This is a genomic window from Flavobacterium sp. KS-LB2, from assembly GCF_036895565.1.
Classification (GTDB): Bacteria; Bacteroidota; Bacteroidia; order Flavobacteriales; family Flavobacteriaceae; genus Flavobacterium.
Genome location: NZ_CP145904.1, coordinates 60716 through 85177, shown reverse-complemented (window position 1 = coordinate 85177; position 24462 = coordinate 60716). Strand labels below are relative to the sequence as shown.

19 protein-coding genes, 1 tRNA gene and 1 pseudogene are annotated in these 24462 nt (G+C 35.7%); 11 read left to right on the top strand and 10 right to left on the bottom strand.

The window, feature by feature from the left end; genetic code table 11:
• The first annotated feature begins 119 nt into the window (after positions 1-119).
• Entirely contained in the window at positions 120-2237 is a 2118-nt protein-coding gene (locus V5J73_RS00395) for a glycoside hydrolase family 97 protein (RefSeq protein ID WP_338646814.1), read from the top strand.
• 58 nt (positions 2238-2295) lie between these two features.
• Here V5J73_RS00395 and V5J73_RS00390 read toward each other — a convergent pair whose 3' ends face one another.
• The 6 genes from V5J73_RS00390 to V5J73_RS00365 all read right to left on the bottom strand — a co-directional run bounded on the left by V5J73_RS00390 (position 2296) and on the right by V5J73_RS00365 (position 11234).
• Positions 2296-2757 carry an FKBP-type peptidyl-prolyl cis-trans isomerase gene (locus V5J73_RS00390; RefSeq protein WP_338646813.1) on the bottom strand — a complete coding sequence of 154 codons (462 nt, stop codon included), beginning with the start codon at positions 2755-2757 and terminating at the stop codon, positions 2296-2298.
• Positions 2758-2820: 63 nt separating this feature from the next.
• On the bottom strand, positions 2821-4173 hold the full coding sequence (locus V5J73_RS00385; RefSeq protein WP_338646812.1) for a DUF5689 domain-containing protein: 1353 nt from the start codon (positions 4171-4173) through the stop codon (positions 2821-2823).
• Between the two features lie 10 nt (positions 4174-4183).
• Positions 4184-7021 (bottom strand): carboxypeptidase-like regulatory domain-containing protein, encoded by a 2838-nt coding sequence (locus V5J73_RS00380; RefSeq protein ID WP_338646811.1) that lies wholly within the window; start codon positions 7019-7021, stop codon positions 4184-4186.
• A gap of 463 nt (positions 7022-7484) precedes the next feature.
• The gene (locus V5J73_RS00375; RefSeq protein ID WP_338646810.1) at positions 7485-8696 is read right to left on the bottom strand and encodes an MFS transporter; all 1212 of its coding nucleotides are present in this window, start codon (positions 8694-8696) and stop codon (positions 7485-7487) included.
• Between the two features lie 190 nt (positions 8697-8886).
• A complete protein-coding gene (locus tag V5J73_RS00370; protein ID WP_338646809.1) occupies positions 8887-9927 on the bottom strand; it encodes a Gfo/Idh/MocA family oxidoreductase in 1041 nt (346 codons plus the stop codon).
• A gap of 239 nt (positions 9928-10166) precedes the next feature.
• Positions 10167-11234: an NADH:flavin oxidoreductase/NADH oxidase gene (locus V5J73_RS00365; protein WP_338646808.1), complete on the bottom strand. Its 1068-nt coding sequence runs from the start codon at positions 11232-11234 to the stop codon at positions 10167-10169.
• 225 nt (positions 11235-11459) lie between these two features.
• Between V5J73_RS00365 and rseP the strand changes: the two genes are divergently transcribed.
• From rseP to V5J73_RS00345, 4 genes are all read left to right on the top strand, one after another.
• Positions 11460-12803: an RIP metalloprotease RseP gene (gene rseP, locus V5J73_RS00360; protein ID WP_338646807.1), complete on the top strand. Its 1344-nt coding sequence runs from the start codon at positions 11460-11462 to the stop codon at positions 12801-12803.
• Between the two features lie 138 nt (positions 12804-12941).
• Positions 12942-13015, top strand: a tRNA-Asn gene (locus V5J73_RS00355).
• 284 nt (positions 13016-13299) lie between these two features.
• Positions 13300-14091 carry a DpnI domain-containing protein gene (locus V5J73_RS00350; RefSeq protein WP_338646806.1) on the top strand — a complete coding sequence of 264 codons (792 nt, stop codon included), beginning with the start codon at positions 13300-13302 and terminating at the stop codon, positions 14089-14091.
• The gene (locus V5J73_RS00345; protein WP_121364101.1) at positions 14088-14291 is read left to right on the top strand and encodes a hypothetical protein; all 204 of its coding nucleotides are present in this window, start codon (positions 14088-14090) and stop codon (positions 14289-14291) included. Before V5J73_RS00350 ends, V5J73_RS00345 begins: the two co-directional genes overlap by 4 nt.
• Here V5J73_RS00345 and V5J73_RS00340 read toward each other — a convergent pair.
• Positions 14286-14768: a DNA N-6-adenine-methyltransferase gene (locus V5J73_RS00340; RefSeq protein ID WP_315205894.1), complete on the bottom strand. Its 483-nt coding sequence runs from the start codon at positions 14766-14768 to the stop codon at positions 14286-14288. The genes V5J73_RS00345 and V5J73_RS00340 overlap by 6 nt on opposite strands.
• Before the next feature lie 83 nt (positions 14769-14851).
• Between V5J73_RS00340 and V5J73_RS00335 the strand changes: the two are divergent.
• From V5J73_RS00335 to V5J73_RS00325, 3 genes and pseudogenes are all read left to right on the top strand, one after another.
• A pseudogene (locus V5J73_RS00335) lies at positions 14852-15481 on the top strand (DNA-methyltransferase); the annotation flags it as partial.
• A gap of 525 nt (positions 15482-16006) precedes the next feature.
• Positions 16007-16915 carry a DUF5655 domain-containing protein gene (locus tag V5J73_RS00330; protein WP_338646805.1) on the top strand — a complete coding sequence of 303 codons (909 nt, stop codon included), beginning with the start codon at positions 16007-16009 and terminating at the stop codon, positions 16913-16915.
• Positions 16916-17175: 260 nt separating this feature from the next.
• Positions 17176-17565: a Dabb family protein gene (locus V5J73_RS00325; protein WP_338646804.1), complete on the top strand. Its 390-nt coding sequence runs from the start codon at positions 17176-17178 to the stop codon at positions 17563-17565.
• Positions 17566-17669: 104 nt separating this feature from the next.
• Here V5J73_RS00325 and V5J73_RS00320 read toward each other — a convergent pair whose 3' ends face one another.
• From V5J73_RS00320 to V5J73_RS00310, 3 genes are all read right to left on the bottom strand, one after another.
• Complete coding sequence (locus V5J73_RS00320; RefSeq protein WP_338646802.1) at positions 17670-18737, bottom strand: SDR family oxidoreductase; 1068 nt, start codon at positions 18735-18737, stop codon at positions 17670-17672.
• A gap of 93 nt (positions 18738-18830) precedes the next feature.
• The gene (locus V5J73_RS00315; RefSeq protein WP_338646800.1) at positions 18831-19394 is read right to left on the bottom strand and encodes a Crp/Fnr family transcriptional regulator; all 564 of its coding nucleotides are present in this window, start codon (positions 19392-19394) and stop codon (positions 18831-18833) included.
• Positions 19395-19532: 138 nt separating this feature from the next.
• Positions 19533-19952, bottom strand: coding sequence for a DUF2452 domain-containing protein (locus tag V5J73_RS00310; RefSeq protein WP_338646799.1), 420 nt, complete (start codon positions 19950-19952; stop codon positions 19533-19535).
• Positions 19953-20325: 373 nt separating this feature from the next.
• Here V5J73_RS00310 and V5J73_RS00305 point away from each other — a divergent pair, with 373 nt between their 5' ends.
• From V5J73_RS00305 to V5J73_RS00295, 3 genes are all read left to right on the top strand, one after another.
• Positions 20326-22656 carry a glycoside hydrolase family 3 protein gene (locus tag V5J73_RS00305; RefSeq protein WP_338646798.1) on the top strand — a complete coding sequence of 777 codons (2331 nt, stop codon included), beginning with the start codon at positions 20326-20328 and terminating at the stop codon, positions 22654-22656.
• A 217-nt stretch (positions 22657-22873) separates the two neighbouring features.
• The gene (locus tag V5J73_RS00300) at positions 22874-23998 is read left to right on the top strand and encodes a PQQ-dependent sugar dehydrogenase (RefSeq protein ID WP_338646796.1); all 1125 of its coding nucleotides are present in this window, start codon (positions 22874-22876) and stop codon (positions 23996-23998) included.
• 3 nt (positions 23999-24001) lie between these two features.
• The gene (locus tag V5J73_RS00295) at positions 24002-24442 is read left to right on the top strand and encodes a c-type cytochrome (RefSeq protein WP_338646794.1); all 441 of its coding nucleotides are present in this window, start codon (positions 24002-24004) and stop codon (positions 24440-24442) included.
• Positions 24443-24462 lie beyond the last annotated feature (20 nt).

The window sequence follows — 24462 nt, the reverse complement described above, 5'->3', positions numbered from 1 at the left end:
CGTTTACTTTTACCTTTTCGAAATATAGAAAACTTTGAGTTTTTCTATATTTCGATTTCGTGAAAATCAGAATCTATTACCACACCTGAAAAATTAATTTATCAAATTCTATTTAAAAAATGAAGCAATTTCTTTTCACAGCCCTAATGTGGCTCGCGTTTTTTAACCCTGCACAATCGCAGCAGTTAAAATCACCAAATGGAAAATTTGTAATGGAGTTCTCCTTACAAAACGACGGAACTCCAAGTTACAGTTTAAATTACAAAAATAAAGCAGTTGTAAAACCAAGTAAATTGGGTCTTGAGTTAAAAAATGACAAAAAATCGTTGTTAAATGACTTTACTGTTGTTGATACAAAGACAGCCACTTTTGATGAAAACTGGAAACCAGTTTGGGGAGAAGTAGCCTCCATTCGCAATCATTATAACGAATTGGCAGTAACCTTAAATCAAAAAAAAACCGATAGACAAATTGTGATTCGTTTCCGTTTGTTTGACGATGGTTTAGGTTTCCGTTATGAATTCCCTTCGCAAAAAAACCTTACTTATTTTGTAATCAAAGAAGAAAGAACGCAATTTGCAATGACAGGAGATCATACAGCGTTTTGGATCCCAGGTGATTATGATACCCAAGAATATGATTACACTACCTCAAAATTATCAGAAATCAGAGGATTGGCTGAAAAAGCAAAAACGGCAAATGTATCCCAAACTTCTTTTTCTTTGACAGGAGTTCAAACTTCGTTAATGTTAAAAACCGCGGACGGATTGTATATCAATTTACATGAAGCAGCATTAATCGATTATTCTTGCATGCATTTGAATTTGGATGATGCAACCATGGTTTTCGAATCTTGGTTGACACCAGATGCAAAAGGAGACAAAGGATACATGCAGGCTCCAAATCATTCGCCTTGGCGTACCATAATTGTTAGTGATGATGCGAGAGAAATTTTGGCTTCAAAAATGACGTTGAACTTAAATGACCCTAACAAAATTGAAGATACGTCATGGATAAAACCGGTTAAATACGTCGGTGTTTGGTGGGAAATGATTACCGGAAAAAGCTCTTGGGCGTATACGGATGAATTTCCTACGGTACAACTTGGCGTTACTGATTTTTCAAAAGCAAAACCAAATGGAAAACATGGTGCTAATAACGCCAATGTGAAAAAATATATTGATTTTGCAGCGAAACACGGTTTTGATGCGGTTTTAGTAGAAGGTTGGAATGAAGGTTGGGAAGACTGGTTTGGTCATTCTAAGGATTATGTTTTTGATTTTCTGACTCCATATCCAGATTTTGATGTCAAAGGATTACATGAATATGCCAAATCAAAAGGCGTTAAAATGATGATGCACCATGAAACTTCGGGTTCGGTACGTAACTACGAGCGTCACATGGATAAAGCGTATCAGTTTATGAAAGACAATGGATACGATGCTGTAAAAAGTGGTTATGTAGGTTCTATCATTGAAAACGGTGGAAATCATTATAACCAATTTATGAATAACCACTATCAATTCGCAATAGAAAAAGCTGCTGATTATAAAATTATGCTGAACGCGCATGAGGCGGTTCGTCCAACAGGAATTGCAAGAACGTATCCAAACTTAATTGGTAATGAAGCTGCACGCGGAACAGAATATCAATCTTTTGGTGGTTCTAAACCAAATCACGTTACTGTGTTGCCTTTTACACGTTTAGTGGGTGGACCGATGGATTACACTCCTGGAATTTTTGAAATGGATTTGAGTAAAATGAATAAGGACAACAACTCCCATGTAAATAGTACCCTTGCAAATCAATTGGCATTATATGTAACGATGTACAGTCCGTTGCAAATGGCAGCTGATACTCCAGAAAATTATGATCGTTTTCCAGATGCTTTTCAGTTTATCAAAGATGTAGCGGTAGATTGGACTGACAGTAAATACTTGGAAGCAGAACCAGGACAATATGTAACCGTTGCGCGTCAAGCAAAAGGAACAAACAATTGGTTCGTTGGTAATGTAAATGGCGATACTTCTCGTACCTCAACCATCAAATTTGATTTCTTGGAAAAAGGAAAAAAATATGAGGCAACGATTTATGCTGATGCAAAAGATGCACATTATAAAACAAATCCGCAAGCGTATACGATTCGCAAAATGACGGTAACCAACAAATCAAAACTAGCACAACTTAGTGCTCCAGGTGGCGGTTATGCGATAAGCATTATTGAAATCAAAAAGTAATAAATTACAAAAGGCTGTCCGATAAGACAGCCTTTTTTGATTTTATAGTAAGCTCGAACTAATTTACTTTAATCAATTTGACATCAAAAATAAGTACCGAACCTCCAGGAATAGGTCCGTTGTCATTGCCTCCATACCCCAAATGAGACGGAATTAACAGCACTCCGTTTCCACCTTCTTTAAAAAAGGGAATACCTTCTGTCCATCCTTTTATCACTTGGTTCAAACCAAATGAAATACCTGCAGCATTGCTTTGATCAAAAACATTTCCATTAGTAAAATACCCTTTGTACGCTACCGTTACATTAGATGAAGCTGTTGGTTGAGTTCCGGTTCCTGCTTCATTAACCACATAATACAAACCGGAATCCGTTTTTGTCGCTGTTAAATTATTTTTGGCAATATAATCCACAATTTCTTTTTCGTTTTGAACCGTGTAATCAACAGGTTTTGATGCTTCGTTATCCGACAAACAAGAGACAAATAGTAAAGAAACTAATGCTAATAAAGTAGATTTCATAATTAAATTTAAATGTTAAAGCTGCAAATATAACAATTCAAGCAAAGCCTTTTATAAAAATAATTAATCACCAAAAACCTGAACATCATCTACTTGAAAAGCACCATCCAAAGCAAGATTTTTTCCGGAACCGGTATATTTAAAAGCGATATTGATTTTGCCTTTATAAGAAGATAAATCTACTGCGCCACTGCCTACAAATTGATACCAAGGCGTGGCTTGTTTGGGTAAATTTACCACTAATGGAATCCACGTTGCAGTTGCAATATTCAACCCGTCAAAATTACTGGAAACATAAACTTCCAAAGAATTTAACTGGGAATCAACATCTAAGTGGTGCTGGGCCGTTCTAAAAGTTAATACTTCTTTCGTATGAACATCCATGTCAATTTTTGGAGAAATCAACCAAGCAATATTCGAAACAACTTTGGTTCCGCTAATGGCAAACTCTGCATACCCATTTCCGGAATACACCGTGCCTTTCCAAAAAAGCGTTCCTTTTTGGACCATATTCGCCCAACCGGGAAGACTTAAATTCGACTTATCGACAACTTTTTCAAAATCTTGAGAGAAAAAAGGAACTGCTCTGGTTCCAGTCATGACCACATCTTTTTCAGAACGGGGCAATAATTGGTAATCACTTCCATATTTTGTCAAAATTCCTCTCACTTTTCCGCTTCCATTGGGAACTATTTTAGTTGCAAAATCAGAAAAACTACTCGTTCTAAAATACACTTGATTGCCTAATTTATCAACCAATCCCCAATTCGTCGCACCGCCCACATTATTGGTTTCTTCAAAATAATGACGACCAATTGCCAAAGCTGAAAACTGCACATCAGACAATTCTACCAATGTATTCAAATTGGAATCGTTTAACAATTCCGACATGGTTAACGAGCGAACTAAAGCCTCCTCTTTGACATTCGTACACGACGCATTCAACACTTTTTTATACTCATTTTGCGAAAGCCGCCCTACTCCGCCTTCATTATAGGAATTCACAAAAATACTTCCGATACGCATTCCACCGAATGAAATATCCGTGTATTGGTCTTTCAACTTGATGTATACTTTATTGCCCAATCTATAATCAATATACAAGTTAGTAGCGTCTACAGGAACGCTAAATCCAATTGCTGGGGTTGTGGCTGTTGCCAAAGTCTGAAAGGAAATCGACTTGAAAAAATTCCCCGATTCATCACTGGAAACCACATATGCCTCAATGATATCATCGTATTTGTATTGCGTTACAATGGCATTCGCAACCGCATGAACTTCGCTCACTGATTTATTTGTAGCTAAATCCGGCTGCGTACAAACTAGTTTTGGAGCCACAACCTCATCTGTCACGCAACTACCAAATGTGATTGTCAACAGTAAAAATAGAACCGATTTGTAAAATTTTGATTTCATATACTTTAATTTATAGGTTGATATAAAGATTCACGAAATACGTTCTTCCGTATCCGTAGAAATATTTTGGTCCAAAAGAAGGCGTACCACTGGAAACATCTTGATTAATTTGCCTGAAATTAGCATTTCGGGCTTGTTCGTAACCACCCGTTTTATATATAACATCAAGCACATTATTGATACTGGCAAAAATCCCAACATTCTTTCCGTAGATCCGCCATGATTTTCCACCCACAAGATTGAGCAACGTGGTTGGATCAAACTTCTCTTGTTTTATCAGTGTTGCTGCCCGTTCCTCAGTAGCTTCTGGGAAATTGAAACCGCTTGCGGGATTTTTATAAAATATTTCAGTTCTGGAAATAGGCGAAATATCAATATAACTGTTGGTAAGGTAATTTACATTGGCGCTAATCCACCAATATTTTGGATCTCGATATTCAATTCCCACAGAATATGCGCGTTGTGGCATTCCCGCTTGTTTGTAATTTTTTAGGGAAGCCGTTCCAAAATCAAAAACCGGACTGGTATTCTCTGGAGTTGCTTCGGCATCGTTCGTCAACGTCACCTGTGGATTACTGTCATACGTATATTCGCCAAAAGCAGCTGAAAAAGTGGTTTTAAAAGTTTGGCTTAATTGATATTCCAAACTAAATTCAGCTCCCATATTCTTCTTGTTTAATTGCGTTAATGTTTGGCTCACAAAAGCATCTGTGTTTAAATATCCAGCGCCATCATCAAAAATCCCTTCGGCATAAAAGAAGGAAATTTGAGTCGCATTTTTTATCAGGGAATAATAAGCCGTCAATCGCGCTTTCAGTTTTGGAGACCGATACACATAACTCGCGTCCAAACTACTGATGTTCTCACTTTCGATTCCATCTACAATTGCATTATTCAATCGAGAATTTGCAAACGTATTTCGCAAAGAAGGCGCTTTAGTCAAATGTGCCGCATTAAAAGTAACCAACTGTTTGCCGGAGATTTTCAAATTGAATCCGGCTTTGAACCCAAAGTTTTCAAACGCAACTTTTTCACTTTTACCGAAGGAATTGGTTTCATAGATTCCGTTTTTGTATAAGCCTTCCCTTTGATAAGTAGCACTAGAAAAATTCTGAGCCAGATAAAAATCTACTTTATTGTAGGTGAATTTGAATTGGGTAAATGCCTCCAAAGTAGTAGCAAAAAAATTATAATTATATCCATAGTTATCGCCAACAACAACTTGACGGTCTGGATTATTGAGATCAGATTGCGATTGATTTCCGCTATAAAAAGCGTCGATATCTTCAAAATAAGAACCGCCAAGCAAATCCAACAATTTTTGTGAATTATGCGATTTTAGTTTTTTGAATGACGCTCCAACATTCAAAAAGATATTTTCTGAGAGTTGCGCAGTCAAATTTGTTGTCGCCACCGCCGTTTCATCCTCTACTTGATCTTCGTACAAAACATACTTACTTTTTGTAGGTTCGTATCCCGTAATGGTTCCATTAGTATCCAAAATTGGATTTTGATTGGCTTGGTACAAAGCGGGCCAATTAATTTGAGGATTGGCCAAAAATTCCGCTTTGCTTTTATCTGCATTCTCATAATCAGGAATAAATGCTCCAGAAAACTCACCATTATCTGGCGCATACAGAGAACTGTAATAACTAGGTATTTTTCTATAATAAGTAGGATCTGGACTATTGGCATTTTGATAATCGATATTGCTGTTAGCAATTGTTCCAAATTGATACATCACACTCGAATTCAGATTGGCCTTTTCGCTAATTTTAAAATAATGATTCAGCATAAAGGTAGGTTCTTCAATAGTTTTTATACGCGCATTTCTCTTTTCACCATCTTGAAAACCCCAATAGGAATTGTATTTCACGTTCGTCAATTGTGTTACTTCGGCGGTGTTTGGTGAATTTTTAGCTCTGGAATTGGGCGTGTAAAGTGCGGTTAGATTCAACGAATGTTTCTCGCTTAATTTTTTTTCAAGACTTATAAAAAAGGAATTCGCATCATAATTGGTCCCTTCAAAATACCCTTCCTGTGCCCAACGTTTTCCCGCGGAAACTACAAAAGCCCAACCGCGGGAATTCATTCCAGAAGCATGGGTTGCCATCGTGCGCCAACTGTAATTGGTATTGGTTCCTGAAAATGTAATTCGGGAACCAGGCCTGTAAATAGAAGCCCGTGTGTTGATTTCCTGTGTTCCTAAAATACCGCCAAAGGTATAATCCGAAGGAGCGGTTCCGAGTGTAAATTCTTGATTGCGAAGCGCATCATTCAATCCACCCCATTCGCCCCATTGTGGTCGTCCGTCATAGATTTTATTCATCGCAACGCCATTAATCATCATCGTAGAATGTTCGCTGTCTAATCCACGAACTCTAAAACGGGCTTGTCCCCAGTTGAAAGCAGCGGCTTGCAAAAAAGCATCTCGCGACGATTGCAGGAGTCCGGAAGTACTTTCGGAACTGCTGTTGTCCTCACCAAAGTCACTTTCGATAAGTGTGATGATACTGTTTTGTTGTTCTGTGGATTGGTCTTCTTCTAGCGCAATTATTCCCAAATCCAGCATTTGTCCTTCGGTAATTTCAATGGGATATAAGGCATCTTTGAATCCTTGACTGTGAATAAGTAACAATAGATTTCCCGTAGGAGCCGTATCAAAACTAAAATTACCATCGGCTTTCGTGAGTTGCATTAAAGTTGTATTTTGAATACTGACTACCACAAAACCTAGTGGATTTTGAGTTTTAGATTCGATAACTTTACCGAAAAATCCCGTATTATTTTGTGCTGTAGCGCATCCTATTTGAACTATAAAGAAAAAAAACAGGTGAAATCTATTCATATATTCAAATTATGATGAGGACATATATTATCTATACCGACTATCGATAGGATTTATAGTAATTCTAGCAAGATGTTCAACCGTTTAAATTCTTTCTAACGGTTGAACAAAAAGCATAGAAAGTATCATCCGAAATCGGACGATAACTTGTCAATAATTAAAAATGAATTTTGGAAAAATAAGAGGTAAGTCCCAAAGGAAATACTTATCAAAGTGGTATTTGAAACTTCTTATGCCTTTTTAAATTCTACGCTGAAAGAATTATAATGTTAAAAATACAAAAAAAACCACAACATATTGATTTTCAATAGAAATTTTCTTATAAAATACAAAAAGTCGTTTGTAGCCCCGATGGCAGCAAGTATCCTTTCCAGTCCTGAACTTGTTCAAGACTGGAAAGATACTGCGTACAGCGGGGAATGTGTTGTTATGAAAACGAATGCTGTGCTCCTAATACTTCTATTTATTCTATTGCTTTGATTCTGGAAACCATTAACGCAATTAAAACTCCAAAGATACCGATGAACGCGAATGAAAATCGCAAGCTAAACAACTCCGCAATATATCCAATAACTGGCGGCCCCATCAAAAAACCTAGAAAACTGACGCTGGAAACTGTAGTCAAGGCAACGCTTGGTGATACATTAGGATTTTTTCCGGCAACGCTGTAGACTGTGGGCACTATGGTAGAAACTCCTAAACCAACAAACATAAAGGCAATGGTTGCGGGAATAACAAAGGGGAAAAATACGGCTGTAAAAAGTCCTGCTGAAATCATAACTCCACTGATTTGTAAGACGGTTTTCCGACCAAATTTATGGATAAGACCGTCACCTAAAAAGCGTCCTCCTGCCATCATAATCATAAAGGAAGTATATCCCAAAATCACTAATGGTCCGGGAGCCTTGATGACATCTTTGAAATAAACACCACTCCAGTCAAACATGACGCCTTCACTAGCCATACAACAAAAACCAATTATTCCCAACCAAATTAAGGAACTGTCGGGTTTTGAAAAAAGTTTTTTCTTTTCGGTTTTGATAGTTTCTTTGGCTTTGATCAAGAATTTATAATTAAAAGCAATCATCAATAGCACTATTCCGCCAACGATCAAAAAATGTCGGTAGGGATTCAATTCTAAAGCCAGCATCCCTAACCCTACTAAAGCTCCCGTGAACCCGGCAAAACTCCACATTCCATGAAAAGAAGACATAATCGTTTTCTTGAAAAGGACTTCAGTATAAACCCCTTGTGTATTGACAGCGATATTCGATAAATTACCAAAAATTCCAAATAAAAATAATCCCAACGACAGTTGCCAAGCTTGAACAGCCAGACCTAAATTAGTCAGACAAAAAACATAAAAAAGCAAGGATACTATAAGAATACGGTTGCTCCCAAAACGGGTGACTAATTTACCAGAAAAAGGCATGATTACTAATTGTCCTAATGGCAACGCAAATAAAATACTTCCTAAATCGCCTTCACTTAACTGCAATGCAGTTTTTATATCCGGAATTCGGCTTGCCCAAGTGGCAAAACATAGTCCCATTCCAAAATAAAACATAGAAACGGCCCAACGCGTTCTGTTCAAATAGGAAATCTTAGCGTCTTTGTATGTTTTTTTGAATTTTGCTTTGGTTTTTGAGCGTCCTAAAAAGTTTAAATCTATCAAAGTGATTTATTTTAGCATTTAATGGGTCAAAATTACAAAAACCATTGATTGGTTGTGTCGAAACAACACATAAGAAAAAAAAATACAACGTTATTGTTTATAAAAAATACATAGTTATCCTATAAAATTAATCACCGCTAATTCATAAATTTTAAAAAAAGAAACAAAATTTGCGAATTCGCAATTGGTTTTACAAATCAATTGCTTTTTTCTGAGCGCTACTTTCAATGGCAGCTTCAATAATTTGCATCACATGAAGACCATCTTGTGCCGTAACTGGTTCCATAGCATCTTGTGTAATTGACTTATAAACACCATCAAAAAAGTCGTAATAATTCCCCTGAAGTGTTGGGATAAATTCTTTTGTAATGGCCCCATTTATCTCCGTATGCAAAAATCCTTTTTTATCAGAAGATTCCTTTCCCCACGCATGTAAATTTGGTTTTTTTCCTAATTTTAATTCATCTTCCTGCACATCGCCACGCACTTTCAGGAAAGAACCTTTCTTGCCATGAACCACAAATGCAGGGATAGCTTCGCGCACAAAGAATCCTGCTTTTAATCGGACACGCAAAGTGGAATAATACAGTAAAATATCAATGTAATCATCTACTAAAGAATGTTCTCTTGTGATACGAATATCTGCAAAAACAGCTTTTGGCAAACCAAATAAACACAATGCTTGATCAATCAAATGCGGTCCCAAATCCTTGAGAATTCCTGCACCTGAATTGGCCGTTTCTTTGTGTTGCTTTGGACTTAAAATCGGATTGTAACGATCAAAATGAAATTCGGCTTCTACAATTTCGCCCAAAACCTCATCTAAAATAATTTTCTGTACGGTTTTAAAATCACTGTCCCATCTTCTATTTTGGAAAACAGCAAGTTTCAATCCTTTTTCTTTGGCAATAGCCGCTAATTCCTGCGCTTGGGCAACGGTTGTAGTAAATGCTTTTTCGACCAACGCATGTTTTCCAGCCAGTAAAACTTTCTTCGCATATTCATAATGGGTTTCTACGGGCGTATTTACGACCACTAAATCAACATCATCTTCCAACAATTCTTCTATTGTGGCGTAACTTTTCACTTCCGGAAAATCCTGGTGAATTAATTTTTTACTTCTTTCCCATGAACCGAGTAGTTCAAATCCGGGATGAAAGGCGATGAAAGGCGCGTGAAATACTTTGCCGGACATGCCATAAGACAATAATGCTGTTTTTATTTTATCCATGAAGTTCGTGTTATTGTACATTTTATTTTTTGAAACATATAAGTCATATAAGTCTTTGAAGAATGACTACTGCTTATCGCAACGTCAAATCTTAACTTTCTTAATTCCTTAATGGTTTAAAAACCGAAGAGATGTTTTTTCGAACCATATAAGGCATTTAAGTTCATGTAAGAATTGGATGTTTTTTTCCAGTTTTAAAAGTAAAACTTACATGACTTATATGTTTAAAAATTATAATCTTATTTTTTAGCTCTTTCGTATTGTTTTGGCCATTCAATTTCAGCTTCTAAATCATGGGCAAATGTCAATCCAAGATTAGGATTTCTAAGTGATTCTCTGGCGAATAACACTAAATCTGCTTTTCCAGATGCAATGATTTCCTCGGCTTGAACAGCCTCGGTGATTAAACCAACTGCGCCTGTTAGGATTCCAGTTTCTTTTTTTATGCTTTCGGCAAAAGGGACTTGGTAATTTGGTCCTAACGGAATTTGTTGGTGTGAAACTGCTCCACCCGAGGAAACATCAATTAAGTCGACTCCTTTTTCTTTTAATATTTTCGAAAGCTGCACGGATTCCTCAGCATTCCATCCACCTTCTGCCCAGTCTGTAGCCGAAATTCTAACGAATAAAGGCAAATTATCTGGCCATTCTGACTGAACTGCTGCTACAACATCAAGTGTCAAACGGATTCGGTTTTCAAAACTTCCACCGTATTCATCAGTTCTAAAATTAGATAGAGGGGAAAGAAACTGATGCAACAAATAGCCGTGTGCAGCGTGGATTTCCATTACCTGAAAACCAACTTGCACCGCTCTTTTTGTAGCCGATTTAAAATCAATAATTACTTTTTGAATTCCGTTTTTATCTAAAGCAATAGGAGCGTTTTCAGTGTGATGATACGCCACAGCACTTGGCGCCACGGTATCCCAACCGCCTTGTTCAACGGAAACTTTCCTACCACCGTTCCAAGGTGATGCTGCACTTGCTTTTCGTCCGGCATGCGCCAATTGGATTCCGGGAACTGAGTTTTGACTGCCAATAAATTGATTAATCTGCTGCATTTTCTCGATTTGCTCGTCTTTCCAAAGTCCTAAATCTTCAGGAGAAATTCGACCTTCTGGAGAAACTGAAGTCGCTTCCTGAATGATTAATCCGGCGCCGCCACTAGCACGACTACCAAGGTGTACCAAATGCCAATCATTGGCAAAGCCATCAACAGCTGAATATTGGCACATCGGAGAAATTACAATTCTGTTTTTAAGTGTAATACTTTTTATTTGGAGTGGGGAAAATAATTTTGAAGCCATAAAGATGATTTTAAAGTGAAGAAAACGGGAAATATTCGTTTCAAAAAAGTAAAGTTAAGAGACTCGTTCGAAAGTAAAAATTGAAATTCCAATAATTAACAAACATTTAAAATCTTCTGGAACAATTATTGTAAAAAAAACAAATAGAAAACCTTACTTTTGTGAGTTATAAAAATTAAATTAATAAGAGGACTAGATTGCTTCATTCCTCGCAATGACAAATAAATGGACATAGTTATCAAGCTTTCTCAATTTTTATTGAGCTTATCATTACTTATAATACTTCACGAATTAGGACATTTCATTCCTGCAAAACTGTTTAAAACCAGAGTCGAAAAATTCTACTTATTTTTTGATGTTAAATATTCCCTTATCAAAAAGAAAATTGGTGAAACTGAATACGGAATTGGTTGGTTGCCTTTGGGCGGTTATGTGAAAATTTCCGGAATGATTGACGAAAGCATGGATAAGGAACAAATGGCCTTGCCTCCGCAACCTTGGGAATTTCGTTCTAAACCGGCTTGGCAACGATTGATTATCATGTTGGGTGGTGTTACTGTGAATTTTATTTTGGCTTTCATTATATATATCGGAATGGCATTTGCTTATGGCGATACTTATATTTCAAATGAAGATTTAAAAGATGGACTTTTGATTGAGAATCCGGTGATGAATAAAGCTGGTTTTCAAACAGGGGATAAAATCATTGCTATTGATGGTGAAAAAATCATCAAGTTTGACAATGAAATGAATATACGAATCATCATGGCCAAACAAGTCCTGATTGAAAGAAATGGAATAGAGCAAACTATAAAAATACCAGTTGATTTTGTAGATCAATTATCGAAAATAGAAAAAGGATCTTTAGTTTCGATTAGAAAACCTTTTGCAATTACTTCAATTTCTGAGGGATCGTTAAATACCAATTTACAACCAAAAGATATTATTTTGTCTTTGAATGGGCAAGCTACTAAGTATTATGACGAAGTAACTTCAGTATTAGAAAAGAATAAAAATAAAACTATTGCTGCGGTTGTTTTAAGAGATGAAAAACAAGTTCCGTTACAGGTTGTAGTTTCTAAAGACGCAAAATTAGGAATTGGTTTTGGAAGCTTAGGAATGGAATCATTAAAGAAATTAGGATACTATAAAATCAGCAAACAGGAATTTAGTTTTATGGAATCTATTCCGGTAGGTATTACAAAAGGGAAAGATCAGTTAGTAGGATACGGAAAACAATTAAAAATGATCTTTAGTCCAAGCACCGGTGCTTACAAACAAGTAGGAGGTTTTAAAGCGATATTTGATATTTTTCCTAATACATGGAGCTGGGAAGTTTTCTGGAGCATCACCGCTTTATTATCGATAATGCTGGGCGTAATGAACTTATTACCTATTCCAGCTCTTGATGGTGGTCACGTGATGTTTTTATTATATGAAATTATAAGTGGTAAAAAACCTAGTGATAAATTCCTAGAGAATGCGCAATTGGCTGGTTTCGTTTTACTTATCACACTATTACTATTTGCAAACGGAAACGACATTTACAAGTCAATTGTAGGGAAGTAAAAAAAAATAAAAAAAGTTCGATTTTTATTTGCACAAACCAAATGATAGCCTATCTTTGCACCGCTTTACAACTTAAACACACATCATCATAAAGCACTAAAAAACGTTCATTCAATATTAGAATTAAAATATACAGTTTCCTTCTTAGCTCAGTTGGTTAGAGCATCTGACTGTTAATCAGAGGGTCCTTGGTTCGAGCCCAAGAGAGGGAGCTTTTTAAAAAGCCTTTACAGAAATGTAGAGGCTTTTTTGTTTTAAGGCGTTAGTGAAAGCGAGGCTTGCAAATAAAAACTAGAAAATGATGTTGCATTGCCTTATCACAATTTCCTCCTACTCCAAAAAAGCTGCAGCACAAACCAATATTCCCCAACGAAAAGAAAAACGAAATAAATTATAATAAAACAGTATTTTTGACTAATCGAATAAAAATGAAAGCAAACCTTTTTTTGAAATTAGCCGAATTATAAACCAACTCATTTTCTGACTCAAAGGCTTATTGTTTAAAACAAATTCCATTTTAATGAACTTAAATTTTAATTTAGATCTAGCTGAAGGATATAAAAGCAATTCACAGATTGCAAGAGTATTAACTGAAAATTGGGTAAAAGTAAATTCATATTGTCCAAACTGCGGTCAACTACCCTTAAACGATTTTGAAAACAATATGCCAGTTGCAGATTTTTATTGTTTAGAATGTAAGGAAGAATTTGAATTAAAAAGTAAAAACGGAAAATTAAGCACCATAATTAATGATGGAGCTTATGAAAGTATGATAAAAAGGATTACTTCTGATACAAATCCTAATTTCTTCTTTCTGACTTATGACAACAATAAAGTTAATAATTTTTTAGTGATTCCAAAACAATTTTTCACTCCAGAAATTATTATTAAACGAAAACCACTATCAATTACTGCTAAAAGAGCTGGTTGGGTTGGTTGTAACATTGATATTTCAAAAGTTCCTGAAAATGGAAGAATTTTTATAGTTGAAAATTCAAGAATTATTGAACAAGAAAAAGTACATTTAAAATTAAAAAGTACTGATTTTTTAAAATCTAAAAGTTTAGAATCAAGAGGTTGGATATTAGATATTTTAAATTGTATTGAACAAATTAAAAAGCAATCATTTACATTAGATGAATTATACACTTTCGAAAATAAATTAAAAATCAAATACCCAAACAATAATCATATCAAGGATAAAATTCGTCAACAACTACAATTTTTAAGAGATAAAGGATTAATAGAATTTAACGGAAGAGGAAATTATAAAAAAATTGAAATATGAAAAAATTTATATTTATTTCACCCGAAGGCGCCACTGAAGCTCCAAATAGTTCATACGAAGTAAACAATATGCAAGTAATAGGTATTGTTGAAGATGTTACCAATGAAGACGAAGCATTAAAAAAACTTCTAATTGAAAACTTATGGATAATTGATGCAGAATTCAATATTGCAGAATTTATAGTTTATGAAATCTTATAATTTCAAATTCAAAAATCTCCCTTCAATACCAGAATTTTTTAAAGCTAATGCATTCTCTCTTCCATAAGCAATGAAAACACTTGGAGCAACTGGTCTGCCACTTTGTATTCCAAAAATGTCATAGAATCTGATTCTTCCCCTTACAAATAAAATCGCATTCGCATCATTCCAAATATGCTCAAAGAAATATATGGTTTCAGTCCTTGCGTATATTAATGCTATTCCATTTCCGTGATTTTTTAATTTTTCCATCCATAAATCCATTCCTCTACCATAGGGTGGATTTAGATAAACTCTACCAAACCAATCTTTTGACAAACCATCATCAGAAATATTATAATTTGTTTTTGCATGTAAAAAAGGAGCATTAATTGGACTACATGGGTCTAAATCAAATTTACCTAATTTAATTACTAATTCAGGCGGTGTCAACCATTCTACAGTAGTGTTTTCTGAGCGTTCAAAAGAAGTATCCATATCATTTATTTAATTGTTCAAAGAAATAGATTAAAAAAATGCTACACAACCCACAATAAGTGTGATTCTGATCTTTTTTCTAATCTATAAACAAAGGCAATTGGGACAAATCAGAGGGTTTTGATTTCATCAATGACTTCAATCGCAACTGGCTTACTAAGGTGCGTGAAAAACTAAAAGACAACGGTACTATTTGGATAAGTGGCACCTATCATAATATTTTCTCTATTGGACAAATCTTACAAGAATTGGATTTCAAAATTCTTAATGTGATTACTTGGGAAAAGAACAATCCACCACCTAATTTTTCGTGTCGTTTTTTTACTCATTCTGCCGAATTAATCATTTGGGCTCGTAAAAAAGAGAAAGTACCACATTATTACAATTATGAGTTAATGAAAAAACTAAACGGCAATAAACAAATGAAAGATGTTTGGAAATTGCCAGCCATTGCAGGTTGGGAAAAATCATGTAGCAAACACCCTACTCAAAAACCACTTGCTGTTTTGACTCGTATTATTCTGGCTTCCACACAACCTAATGCTTGGATACTTGACCCTTTTGCAGGAAGCTCTACAACTGGAATTGCTGCCAACCTAGCTAATCGACGTTATTTAGGGATAGACATGGAAACGGAATTTTTAGAAATTAGTAAAGCCCGAAAATTAGAAATTGAAAATCCCGAAATTGCAGAAACATATCGCAAAAAAATTAATGGCTTTGAGAATAAAAAACAATTTCAAACGTACTTAGAGGTTGAACCTAAACCTAAGGAAAAAGTTGTTTTAGGATATACCAGAAGTAAAGATTTAGTAACACTTACTAAAACGAACACCTTTTATTTTCACTCAACTGATAAGCAAAATAATTTTTTAGAATTTCCATATGATTTACACAATGCCAAGAAATTAGTAATCTACTCTGGCGGTAGAACAAAGGCATTTTATCTAACCTCTTTTTGTGGAGACATTGCATCCATTGCGCACAAACACAAATCTAAAATTGAAGGAAAAGAGAACTCTAAAACTGACTATTATTTTGAAATAAAATTAAAAGATAATTTTAAGGAAGACATTACTATAAATGTAAAATCTAATCTCAAAAAATGGATAAAGGAATATAGTGAGGAATACAATTTAAAATCAGTTAATTATTTACCAGTAGTAACTTTTTTAGAAAATATTTTTTTAAAAGAATGATAAGTCTTTACTTTAAAAAATAAATTCAATTCAAAAAAAATGAATCTTTTCCAAATCACAAAAACGAATAATCTTAGTCTATTAAAAGAAAAACCTTTTAAATTGGAGCGAGAAATTCAAGCGTTAGTTGAAAATAATCTTCCAGAATTGATGGGTTTAGAAATGGTGAAGTCTGAATTTTTCATCAAAGGCAAGCGTATTGATACTTTGGGCTATGACGCGCAATCAAAAGCTTTTGTAATAATTGAATACAAACGAGATAAAAGCACAAGCGTAGTCGATCAAGGTTTTACCTATTTGAGTTTAATGCTTGAAAATAAAGCTGATTTTGTTTTGTCCTATAACGAAACACTTCATAAAACCATTCATAGTAAAGCTATAGATTGGTCACAAACAAGAGTCGTATTTGTCTCGCCAAGTTTCACTGAAAATCAACGACTAGCAACAAACTTTAAAGATATCGCCATTGAACTTTGGGAAATAAAACGATATGAAAATGATTTAATCAGCATCAACCCAATCAAGAAAACTAAATCAGCTGAGAGTATCAAACCCTTAAGTAAACAAAATAGTATCATACAAGCAGTCACAGCTGAAATCAAGGTATATACGGAAGAAGATCATTTAAATAGTTCTTTGGAGGAAGTTACAGAATTGTATGAATGGTACAAAAATGCTATTTTAAACTTATCCGATGATATTGAAATTGTTCCCAAAAAACTATATATCGCTTTTAAAAAAAATAAAAATATTGCAGATATTATTATACTGAAAAAAGGGCTCAAGATTTTTATTAATCTGAAAAAAGGGCAATTGGACGACCCAAAAGGATTAATGAAAGATGTATCAAAAACTGGACATTGGGGAAATGGCGATTATGAAACCATCGTAAACAGCACAATGAATTTAGAGTACCTAATGAGTTTAATTAAACAAGCTATATTATAGTTTTTTAAATATTTTGAACACGATATAATATTACTTGAGGCATAAAATTTAAAAACAAAAAAGTAAACTTTACATATTCTTTCCTTGAGCCCAAAGGGAATCTTTTTAAAAAGACTTTACAGCAATATAAGGTCTTTTTTGTTCTAAAGCTGTTTTTGAATTAGTGCATACGCAAATTAACTTCATGATACTTTTCGCCTTAAATAAGGAAGTATTCTGCATTTTATTTCTTAATTTTCACTTCGTAAAGAAATGAACGTATGATACGAAGAAAATTTATTGGTTCCGCGGCTTTAATAGGAATAGCCAGTCTTATGGGATTTAAAATACCTGCACCAAAAAAATCACTACTGCACCAAGTATACTTTTGGCTAAAAAATCCAGAATCTGAAGCAGATAAAAAAGAACTCATTGCTGGTTTAAAAAAGTTGGCATCCATTCCTACTGTGCGTCAAATTCATGTAGGAACTTTGGCATCAACTGAAAAACGGGATGTAGTAGACACTTCATGGGACGTTTCGGAACTGTTGTTTTTTGACAATGAAACCGACCAAAAAATATATCAAGATCATCCTATTCATCAAGAATTCATCAAGAAATGCGCTCATTTATGGGAAAAAGTTGTTGTCTATGATACTTTGAGTATATAGCTATAGCAAGTTTTAACTATGGTAAAAATAAAATAGGGCTTCAACAAACACAACTTGAAACCCTATTTTTATGAGACTATTTTAGGAAAATCCTTATGAAACCTCTATGGAATTAATCGATCCTTTCGAAGCTGCTCAAACAAATCATAAAAGGAATCTTCCGTACTTTGAAAAACAGTAAAGCCGAGTTTCCTGCTTTTAGACATATCCGTCATCACTTCTATTGGTCGGCCCAAATCAAGATCAGTATGCCATGGTGAGGCTAACTGGTTTAAATCGGATTCTTGCAATCCATTTTCGGAGGCTATTTTTTTCCAAATTGTAGCATCTTCACTCATTTGTTCTTCAAGAGGATGAATCGTACCATCAAAACCGATTGCCTCAATTCCGAACGATTCCGCTAATTTATTCCACAACCATTTCCAACGAAAGAAATCTCCATTGACCACGTTGAACGCTTCGTTACGAGCCGCTTCTGTAGTGGAAGCCCATATTAAATGTTCAGCCAATACTCTGGCATCTGTAACATCTGAAAGTCCATTCCATTGCGCTGCTGAACCCGGCCACTGAAATGGCTTTCCTGTTTCTTTACAAATAATGGCAAATACCGCAAGCGTAGTTCCCAGATTCATTAAGTTTCCTACCGCTTTTCCTATAACCGTATGCGGGCGGTGAATGCTCCATGTAAAACCATCTCGCGATGCAGCGGCATAAACCTCATCTTCTTGAGCATAATAAAAATTCTCTAAATCTAGACGTGGCTGCTCTTCCCTAAGCGGTGTTTCGGGCAAAAATCCTTCTTTAGCGTAAGCCTCAAAAGGTCCAAGATAATGTTTCAGTCCTGTAACAAGTGCTACGTGTTTCACAGATTTTTTAGCAGATAATGCCTCCAGAAGGTTTCTGATCATCAAGCTATTCACCCGAATATTTTCGGCTTCAGAATCCTGACGCATCCAAGTTGTAATGTAAATGTGTGTGGGAAAAACGTCTTTTAAAGCGGTCTTTAAATGCTCCAAATCCAAAAGGTCTGCAGCAACTGGCTTAAGGTTTTCTATATCTTTTCGTGGGTTTCTGGCTAAACCGAAAGTGGTCCAGCCTTTAGCAATAAGTTTTTCTGCGAGATTACTTCCCGTTATTCCGGTTGCTCCAACTACTAACGCTATATTTTCCATGTTTGTATTTTAAAATTATAAAATACAAATTTCGGGAATGCGACAAAGACTATACAGGACATAGCGCACATATAATTTGTGACCTATATCACATCAATGCGACAACCGGCTTAATGTTTCTCTTGAAATACCAAGATAAGATGCGACTAAAGTTTTAGGAAGGCGCTGAATCAAGTCTGGATACAACTGAATAAATTGTAGGTATCTTTCCTGGGAGTTCTTACTCATTAATGATAGAATTCGGTTTTGAAGCGCAATATTTCCGGCAGTCATTTTTTGCAAAAAGAAGAATTCCATTTTCTGTAATTCGGCACACAATTTTTCTCTGTTCTCAAGAGTGATATAATAGGTTTGTGTATCTTCTAAACAGTCAATGTTGAGCGTAGCATTCTGGTTATTATAGAAACCTTGATTATCAGTAATCCACCAATCTTTCATGGCGAATTGCAGGATATGATTCTTACCTGATTTGTCTATGTAAAAAGATTTCAAAAATCCTTTTACAACAAAATAAACATACGGAACAGAATTTTCCTGCTGCACAATGTATTGATGTTTTTTATAGTTACCTACCGAAAAGTGGGACAATACGAATCTAAATTCATCATCGGTTAATGGTACAATTTTCTCAATTTGTTGCCTTAAAACTGCTTCCATAAGTTCTTTTATTAATATCTGATAAAAATACAAATTAAGAGAACGATTAAAAAACCTTTACAATCGCAAACATAAATAATACAAAATTTTAATATAATTTTTGATCAAATTGAAAACAATATTTTCGGTTATTTTAGATTAGTACAACTGCGAATCTTGTGCATTCAAGAGAATCCATTTTTTATCACTATTTAATTTAAAAGTACCAATGTGTTCTTTATTCCATTCGTTCGGACCTATTAACGAAAGAAAGTTTACCCCTTCAGCATCTCTGTACAAATGATAGATTTCGCCAATAACGGGTTCAAATGAAAATTTAGCGCTATACACTAATTCATTCCATTCGTATTCTTGCATTAATTTTTCGTATTGAAGCTTGAGTTCATTAAATTTATTTCCTAGCTCTTTATTTACATTATCAATTCCCCTGCTTTTCCAGGAAACCACGTCATCAACTCTAATTACAGGTGCTCCAACTCCCGTTGCGTAAGGCAAAACATTAGCGTTATATCCTGCTTCGACGGTGTATACAACATTATCTGGTTTTTTATTTTCCATTTGCTTTTTTTCTATTTTAAGATAATTAACCACGAGTAATTAATACCTATTTGTTTCATCTATATTTTTTCCAAAATGAATTCAAAATATTTATTCGTTCAAAACTATTCTTTGGTTACCAAATTATTGTTCTAAGCAAAAGCTGATTCCCAAATTTAAAAAACGAATATTTTGTTTAAATATTTTAACGCAAAGTTAAACAAAAAAAAACATAAATCCTCAACACAATTCGACTCTTGGTAGGCAATAATTAATTTAGTTTTTACATCATATCAGAATAACCAAAAAATAATTTTTCAATGTGTCGAAATAACACAATTATTTTTTACATTTGGAAACTATAAAATGCTATTACACTGATAAATAAACCATCATGAAATCAAAAATTCTTCTCCTTCCGTCTATATTGTTACTAACTGTATCAATGAAGGCGCAATCCAAATGGACCGAAACCACTAAAGAATCTCATAACATTGTTCAAAACCAAGGCGGTCAAACATTAGGCTATTCGCCTAAATCAGGAATTAAAATCATCCAAGTAGACGGCTTGGCTTTTAAGGACCTCAACAAGAATGGAAAATTAGATATTTATGAAGATTGGAGAAAACCAGTAGCGGAACGTGCCAAAGATCTTGCAGCTAAAATGACAGTCGAGCAAATGGCCGGATTAATGTTGTACAGCAGGCATCAAGCTATTCCCGCACAGGAAGCAGGAATGTTTACGGGAACTTATAACGGAAAACCATTTTCAAAAAGTGGTGCAAAGTCATCTGATTTGTCTGACCAGCAAATTGGATTTTTAACCAAAGATAATTTACGTCATGTGTTGATGACTTCTGTTGAAAGTCCAACAGTTGCTGCAACTTGGAACAACAATATACAAGCTTTAGTTGAAGGTATTGGAATGGGAATTCCTGCCAACAACAGCTCAGATCCTAGAAACGGCGCCAATAAAGATGCCGAATACAATGCAGGTTCAGGCGGAGCCATCTCACAATGGCCAGAAGAATTAGGGCTTGCAGCAACTTTTGACGCTGCTATCACTGCTCAATTTGGAAACATTGCTGCACAAGAATACCGAGCTATGGGAATAGCAACGGCACTTTCGCCTCAAATTGATTTGGCAACAGAACCAAGATGGAATCGATTTGTAGGTACTTTTGGCGAAGACCCAAAACTGGCTACCGACATGGCACGAGCCTATGTTGACGGATTTCAAACTCCTAAAAAAGCGGTTAACACCTATAATGGCTGGGGACATCAAAGTGTAAATGCGATGGTGAAACACTGGCCAAGTGGCGGTCCTGAAGAAGCGGGACGCGATGCGCATTTTGCCTATGGAAAATTTGCAGTCTATCCAGGAAATAATTTCGAAACACACTTAAAACCTTTTACCGAAGGCGCTTTTCAACTCAACGGATCTACCAAAAAAGCATCGGCAGTGATGCCTTACTACACGATCTCATTTGGTCAAGATAAAAAAAATGGCGAGAATGTGGGGAACGGTTTTAGCAAATACATCATCACCGATTTGCTGAGAGACAAATACAACTACGATGGCGTGGTTTGTACCGACTGGCTCATTACCGCTGATGAAGGTCCAAAACCAGATGTGTTTGCGGGAAAATCTTGGGGAGTTGAATCCTTAACTGTGGCCGAAAGACATTACAAAGTGCTTATGGCTGGAGTTGATCAGTTTGGAGGAAATAACGACATCAAACCGGTTTTAGAAGCCTATCAAATGGGCATAAAAGAACAAGGCGAAGCTTTTATGCGCAAACGTTTTGAGCAATCAGCAGTTCGTTTACTTCTGAATATTTTTAGAGTGGGATTATTCGAAAATGCCTATTTAGATCCGAACGAAACCAAAGCTATTGTTGGAAAACCAGAATTTATGAAAGCCGGTTATGATGCTCAATTAAAATCAGTGGTACTGCTCAAAAACCAGAACAAAACGCTACCAATTACAAAAGGAAAAACAGTTTATATCCCAAAACGCACTACGCCTGCAGGAGTTAACTTTTTTGGGCAACCATCACCTGAAAAAACAGAATATCCTGTTAATTTAGAATTAATTAAAAAATACTACACGGTAACCGATGACCCTAACAAGGCTGATTTTGCTTTGGTTTTCATCAAAAGCCCAATCAGTAATGGATACAGCAGAGCCGATAGAGAAGCTGGCGGAAATGGTTATGTGCCCATCAGTTTGCAATTAAGCGACTACACTGCCGTAGATGCAAGAACCCAAAGTATTGCTGCTGGTGATCCTGTCATTGACCCTACTATCAACAACCGTTCGTATGTAAATAAAACTAGTAAATCCAGTTCGTATCCTGATTTAAATACCATTTTGGATACTAAAAAAGCAATGAAAGACAAACCCGTTTTGGTTGCTGTATCGGTTTCAAATCCGATGATTTTTAGTGATTTCGAAAAAAATGTTGATGTAATTTTGGGCGAATTTGGCGTACAAGTTGAAGCTTTGCTAGATATTGTTTCTGGTAAAACCGAGCCTTCAGGATTGCTGCCATTACAAATGCCAGCCAATATGTCTACTGTTGAAAAACAACTCGAAGACGTTCCTCACGATATGATTCCGTACCAAGACACCGTGGGAAATGTATATGATTTTGGATTCGGATTAAACTGGAAAGGAGTCATCCAAGATGCCAGAACAGCCAAATATAGTGTCAAGAAATAAAGCACAAATTCTGAAAAACCACCTCTTCGCTAGGTGGTTTTTTTGCAACTATTTTCAATTTTGCTTTTTGAAAAAAACCGAACTCTAGATTAAAAAAAACAATCAAATATGCTGCTCGAACAACTGATTTTGTTAATTCGATGTAAAAATTAAATCCAACTAGCAATATTTATTTGGCTTTTAGTACCTTTAAAAAGTTTTTATTAAACCATAAATCATGAAAAAAATAGCACTTATTTCGCTTTCTATATTCTCCATGCTTGCACTTAATTGTGAGGCACAAACCAAACCGAATGATGTAGTTGTCCAAGACGAAGTACAAAATTACACTTTAGAAACTGTGGCAACAGATATAGCTATTCCGTGGGGAATGACTTGGTTGCCAGACGGAGCACTATTGGTTACTGAAAAAAGTGGCACTTTGTATCACATTAAAAACGGACAAAAAACGGCCGTTAAAAATCTACCTAAAGTGTACACTCGCGGACAAGGTGGTTTGTTAGATATCGCTTTGCATCCGGATTACGCGAAAAATGGTTGGATTTACATGACTTTTGCCTCTGAAGAAGGAGAAGGCACTGGTGGAAATACCAAATTGATTCGTGCCAAATTAGTTGACGGCGGCTTGACGCAAATAGAGTCATTATACAAAGCAACTCCAAACACAACCAAAGGACAGCATTTTGGTTCCCGAATTGTATTTGACAATGCTGGATTTCTTTATTTCTCAGTAGGTGAGCGCGGCGAACACTTTGTTAATCCACAAGATATTACTCGAGATGGTGGGAAAATTTACCGCCTAAATGATGATGGAAGCATTCCTAAAGACAATCCTTTTGTGGGTAAAGCAGGAGCCAAAGAGGCCATTTACACCTACGGAAACCGCAACCCACAAGGAATGGCCAAAAACCCAGCCACAGGCGCCATTTGGGCACACGAACACGGACCTCAAGGTGGCGATGAAATCAACATTATTCAAAAAGGAGTCAATTACGGTTGGCCAGTAGTTACGTACGGCATCGATTATGACGGCACTACAATAAGTACGCAAAACGAAAAAGCAGGGATTGAAAAACCAATTTATTACTGGTTACCTTCTATCGCGCCAAGCGGAATGACTTTTGTAACCAGCGACAAATATCCAGACTGGAAAGGGCATTTATTAGTAGGATCTTTAAAATTTCAATATCTAGAATTGGTTCAACTGAAAGGAAACGAAGTTGTGGGACGCCAAAAAATAGCAACGGGTGTGGGTCGTGTACGTAATGTAGCGCAAGGTCCAGATGGTTATATTTACATGGGTGTTGAAGGAAAAGGAATTGTAAAAATTATACCCAACTAAATCATGATCAACACAAAATTAGTCGTAGGATTGGGTATGGCATTACTTGGTAGTATGGCAGCAAAAAATTCTTTTGAAACAACAGCATACATCAGCGTTGATAAAAACAACAACTTTGTAACAACTCAAAATCCTGGTAAAGAAATCTACGCCGATTTTTGCATGCAATGTCATGGTGCAACAGGCAAAGGCGATGGCACTAATTTTCCGCCACTAGATGGTTCGGATTGGTTAAAAAACAAACGTAGCGCGAGCATTTCAGCAGTGAAATACGGTCAAAGTGGCCCCATAATTGTCAATGCAAAAAAATACAATAGCAGCATGCCTGCCATGGGACTCACGGATCAAGAAGTAGCTGATGTGATGAATTACATCATGACCTCGTGGAGCAACAAACAAACCAAAGTGGTGACTGTAAAAGAGGTTGCCACCATCAAAAAATAAAGTGTTTTTTCAAGTTTACT

Excerpts from the sequence above, each read along its gene's own strand:
- V5J73_RS00395 (WP_338646814.1), top strand. The coding sequence starts at position 120 with ATGAAGCAATTTCTTTTCACAGCCCTAATGTGGCTCGCGTTTTTTAAC.
- V5J73_RS00390 (WP_338646813.1), bottom strand. The coding sequence starts at position 2,757 with ATGAAATCTACTTTATTAGCATTAGTTTCTTTACTATTTGTCTCTTGT.
- V5J73_RS00385 (WP_338646812.1), bottom strand. The coding sequence starts at position 4,173 with ATGAAATCAAAATTTTACAAATCGGTTCTATTTTTACTGTTGACAATC.
- V5J73_RS00380 (WP_338646811.1), bottom strand. The coding sequence starts at position 7,021 with ATGAATAGATTTCACCTGTTTTTTTTCTTTATAGTTCAAATAGGATGC.
- V5J73_RS00370 (WP_338646809.1), bottom strand. The coding sequence starts at position 9,927 with ATGGATAAAATAAAAACAGCATTATTGTCTTATGGCATGTCCGGCAAA.
- V5J73_RS00365 (WP_338646808.1), bottom strand. The coding sequence starts at position 11,234 with ATGGCTTCAAAATTATTTTCCCCACTCCAAATAAAAAGTATTACACTT.
- rseP (WP_338646807.1), top strand. The coding sequence starts at position 11,460 with ATGGACATAGTTATCAAGCTTTCTCAATTTTTATTGAGCTTATCATTA.
- V5J73_RS00345 (WP_121364101.1), top strand. The coding sequence starts at position 14,088 with ATGAAAAAATTTATATTTATTTCACCCGAAGGCGCCACTGAAGCTCCA.
- V5J73_RS00340 (WP_315205894.1), bottom strand. The coding sequence starts at position 14,768 with ATGGATACTTCTTTTGAACGCTCAGAAAACACTACTGTAGAATGGTTG.
- V5J73_RS00330 (WP_338646805.1), top strand. The coding sequence starts at position 16,007 with ATGAATCTTTTCCAAATCACAAAAACGAATAATCTTAGTCTATTAAAA.
- V5J73_RS00325 (WP_338646804.1), top strand. The coding sequence starts at position 17,176 with ATGATACGAAGAAAATTTATTGGTTCCGCGGCTTTAATAGGAATAGCC.
- V5J73_RS00320 (WP_338646802.1), bottom strand. The coding sequence starts at position 18,737 with ATGGAAAATATAGCGTTAGTAGTTGGAGCAACCGGAATAACGGGAAGT.
- V5J73_RS00315 (WP_338646800.1), bottom strand. The coding sequence starts at position 19,394 with ATGGAAGCAGTTTTAAGGCAACAAATTGAGAAAATTGTACCATTAACC.
- V5J73_RS00310 (WP_338646799.1), bottom strand. The coding sequence starts at position 19,952 with ATGGAAAATAAAAAACCAGATAATGTTGTATACACCGTCGAAGCAGGA.
- V5J73_RS00305 (WP_338646798.1), top strand. The coding sequence starts at position 20,326 with ATGAAATCAAAAATTCTTCTCCTTCCGTCTATATTGTTACTAACTGTA.
- V5J73_RS00300 (WP_338646796.1), top strand. The coding sequence starts at position 22,874 with ATGAAAAAAATAGCACTTATTTCGCTTTCTATATTCTCCATGCTTGCA.
- V5J73_RS00295 (WP_338646794.1), top strand. The coding sequence starts at position 24,002 with ATGATCAACACAAAATTAGTCGTAGGATTGGGTATGGCATTACTTGGT.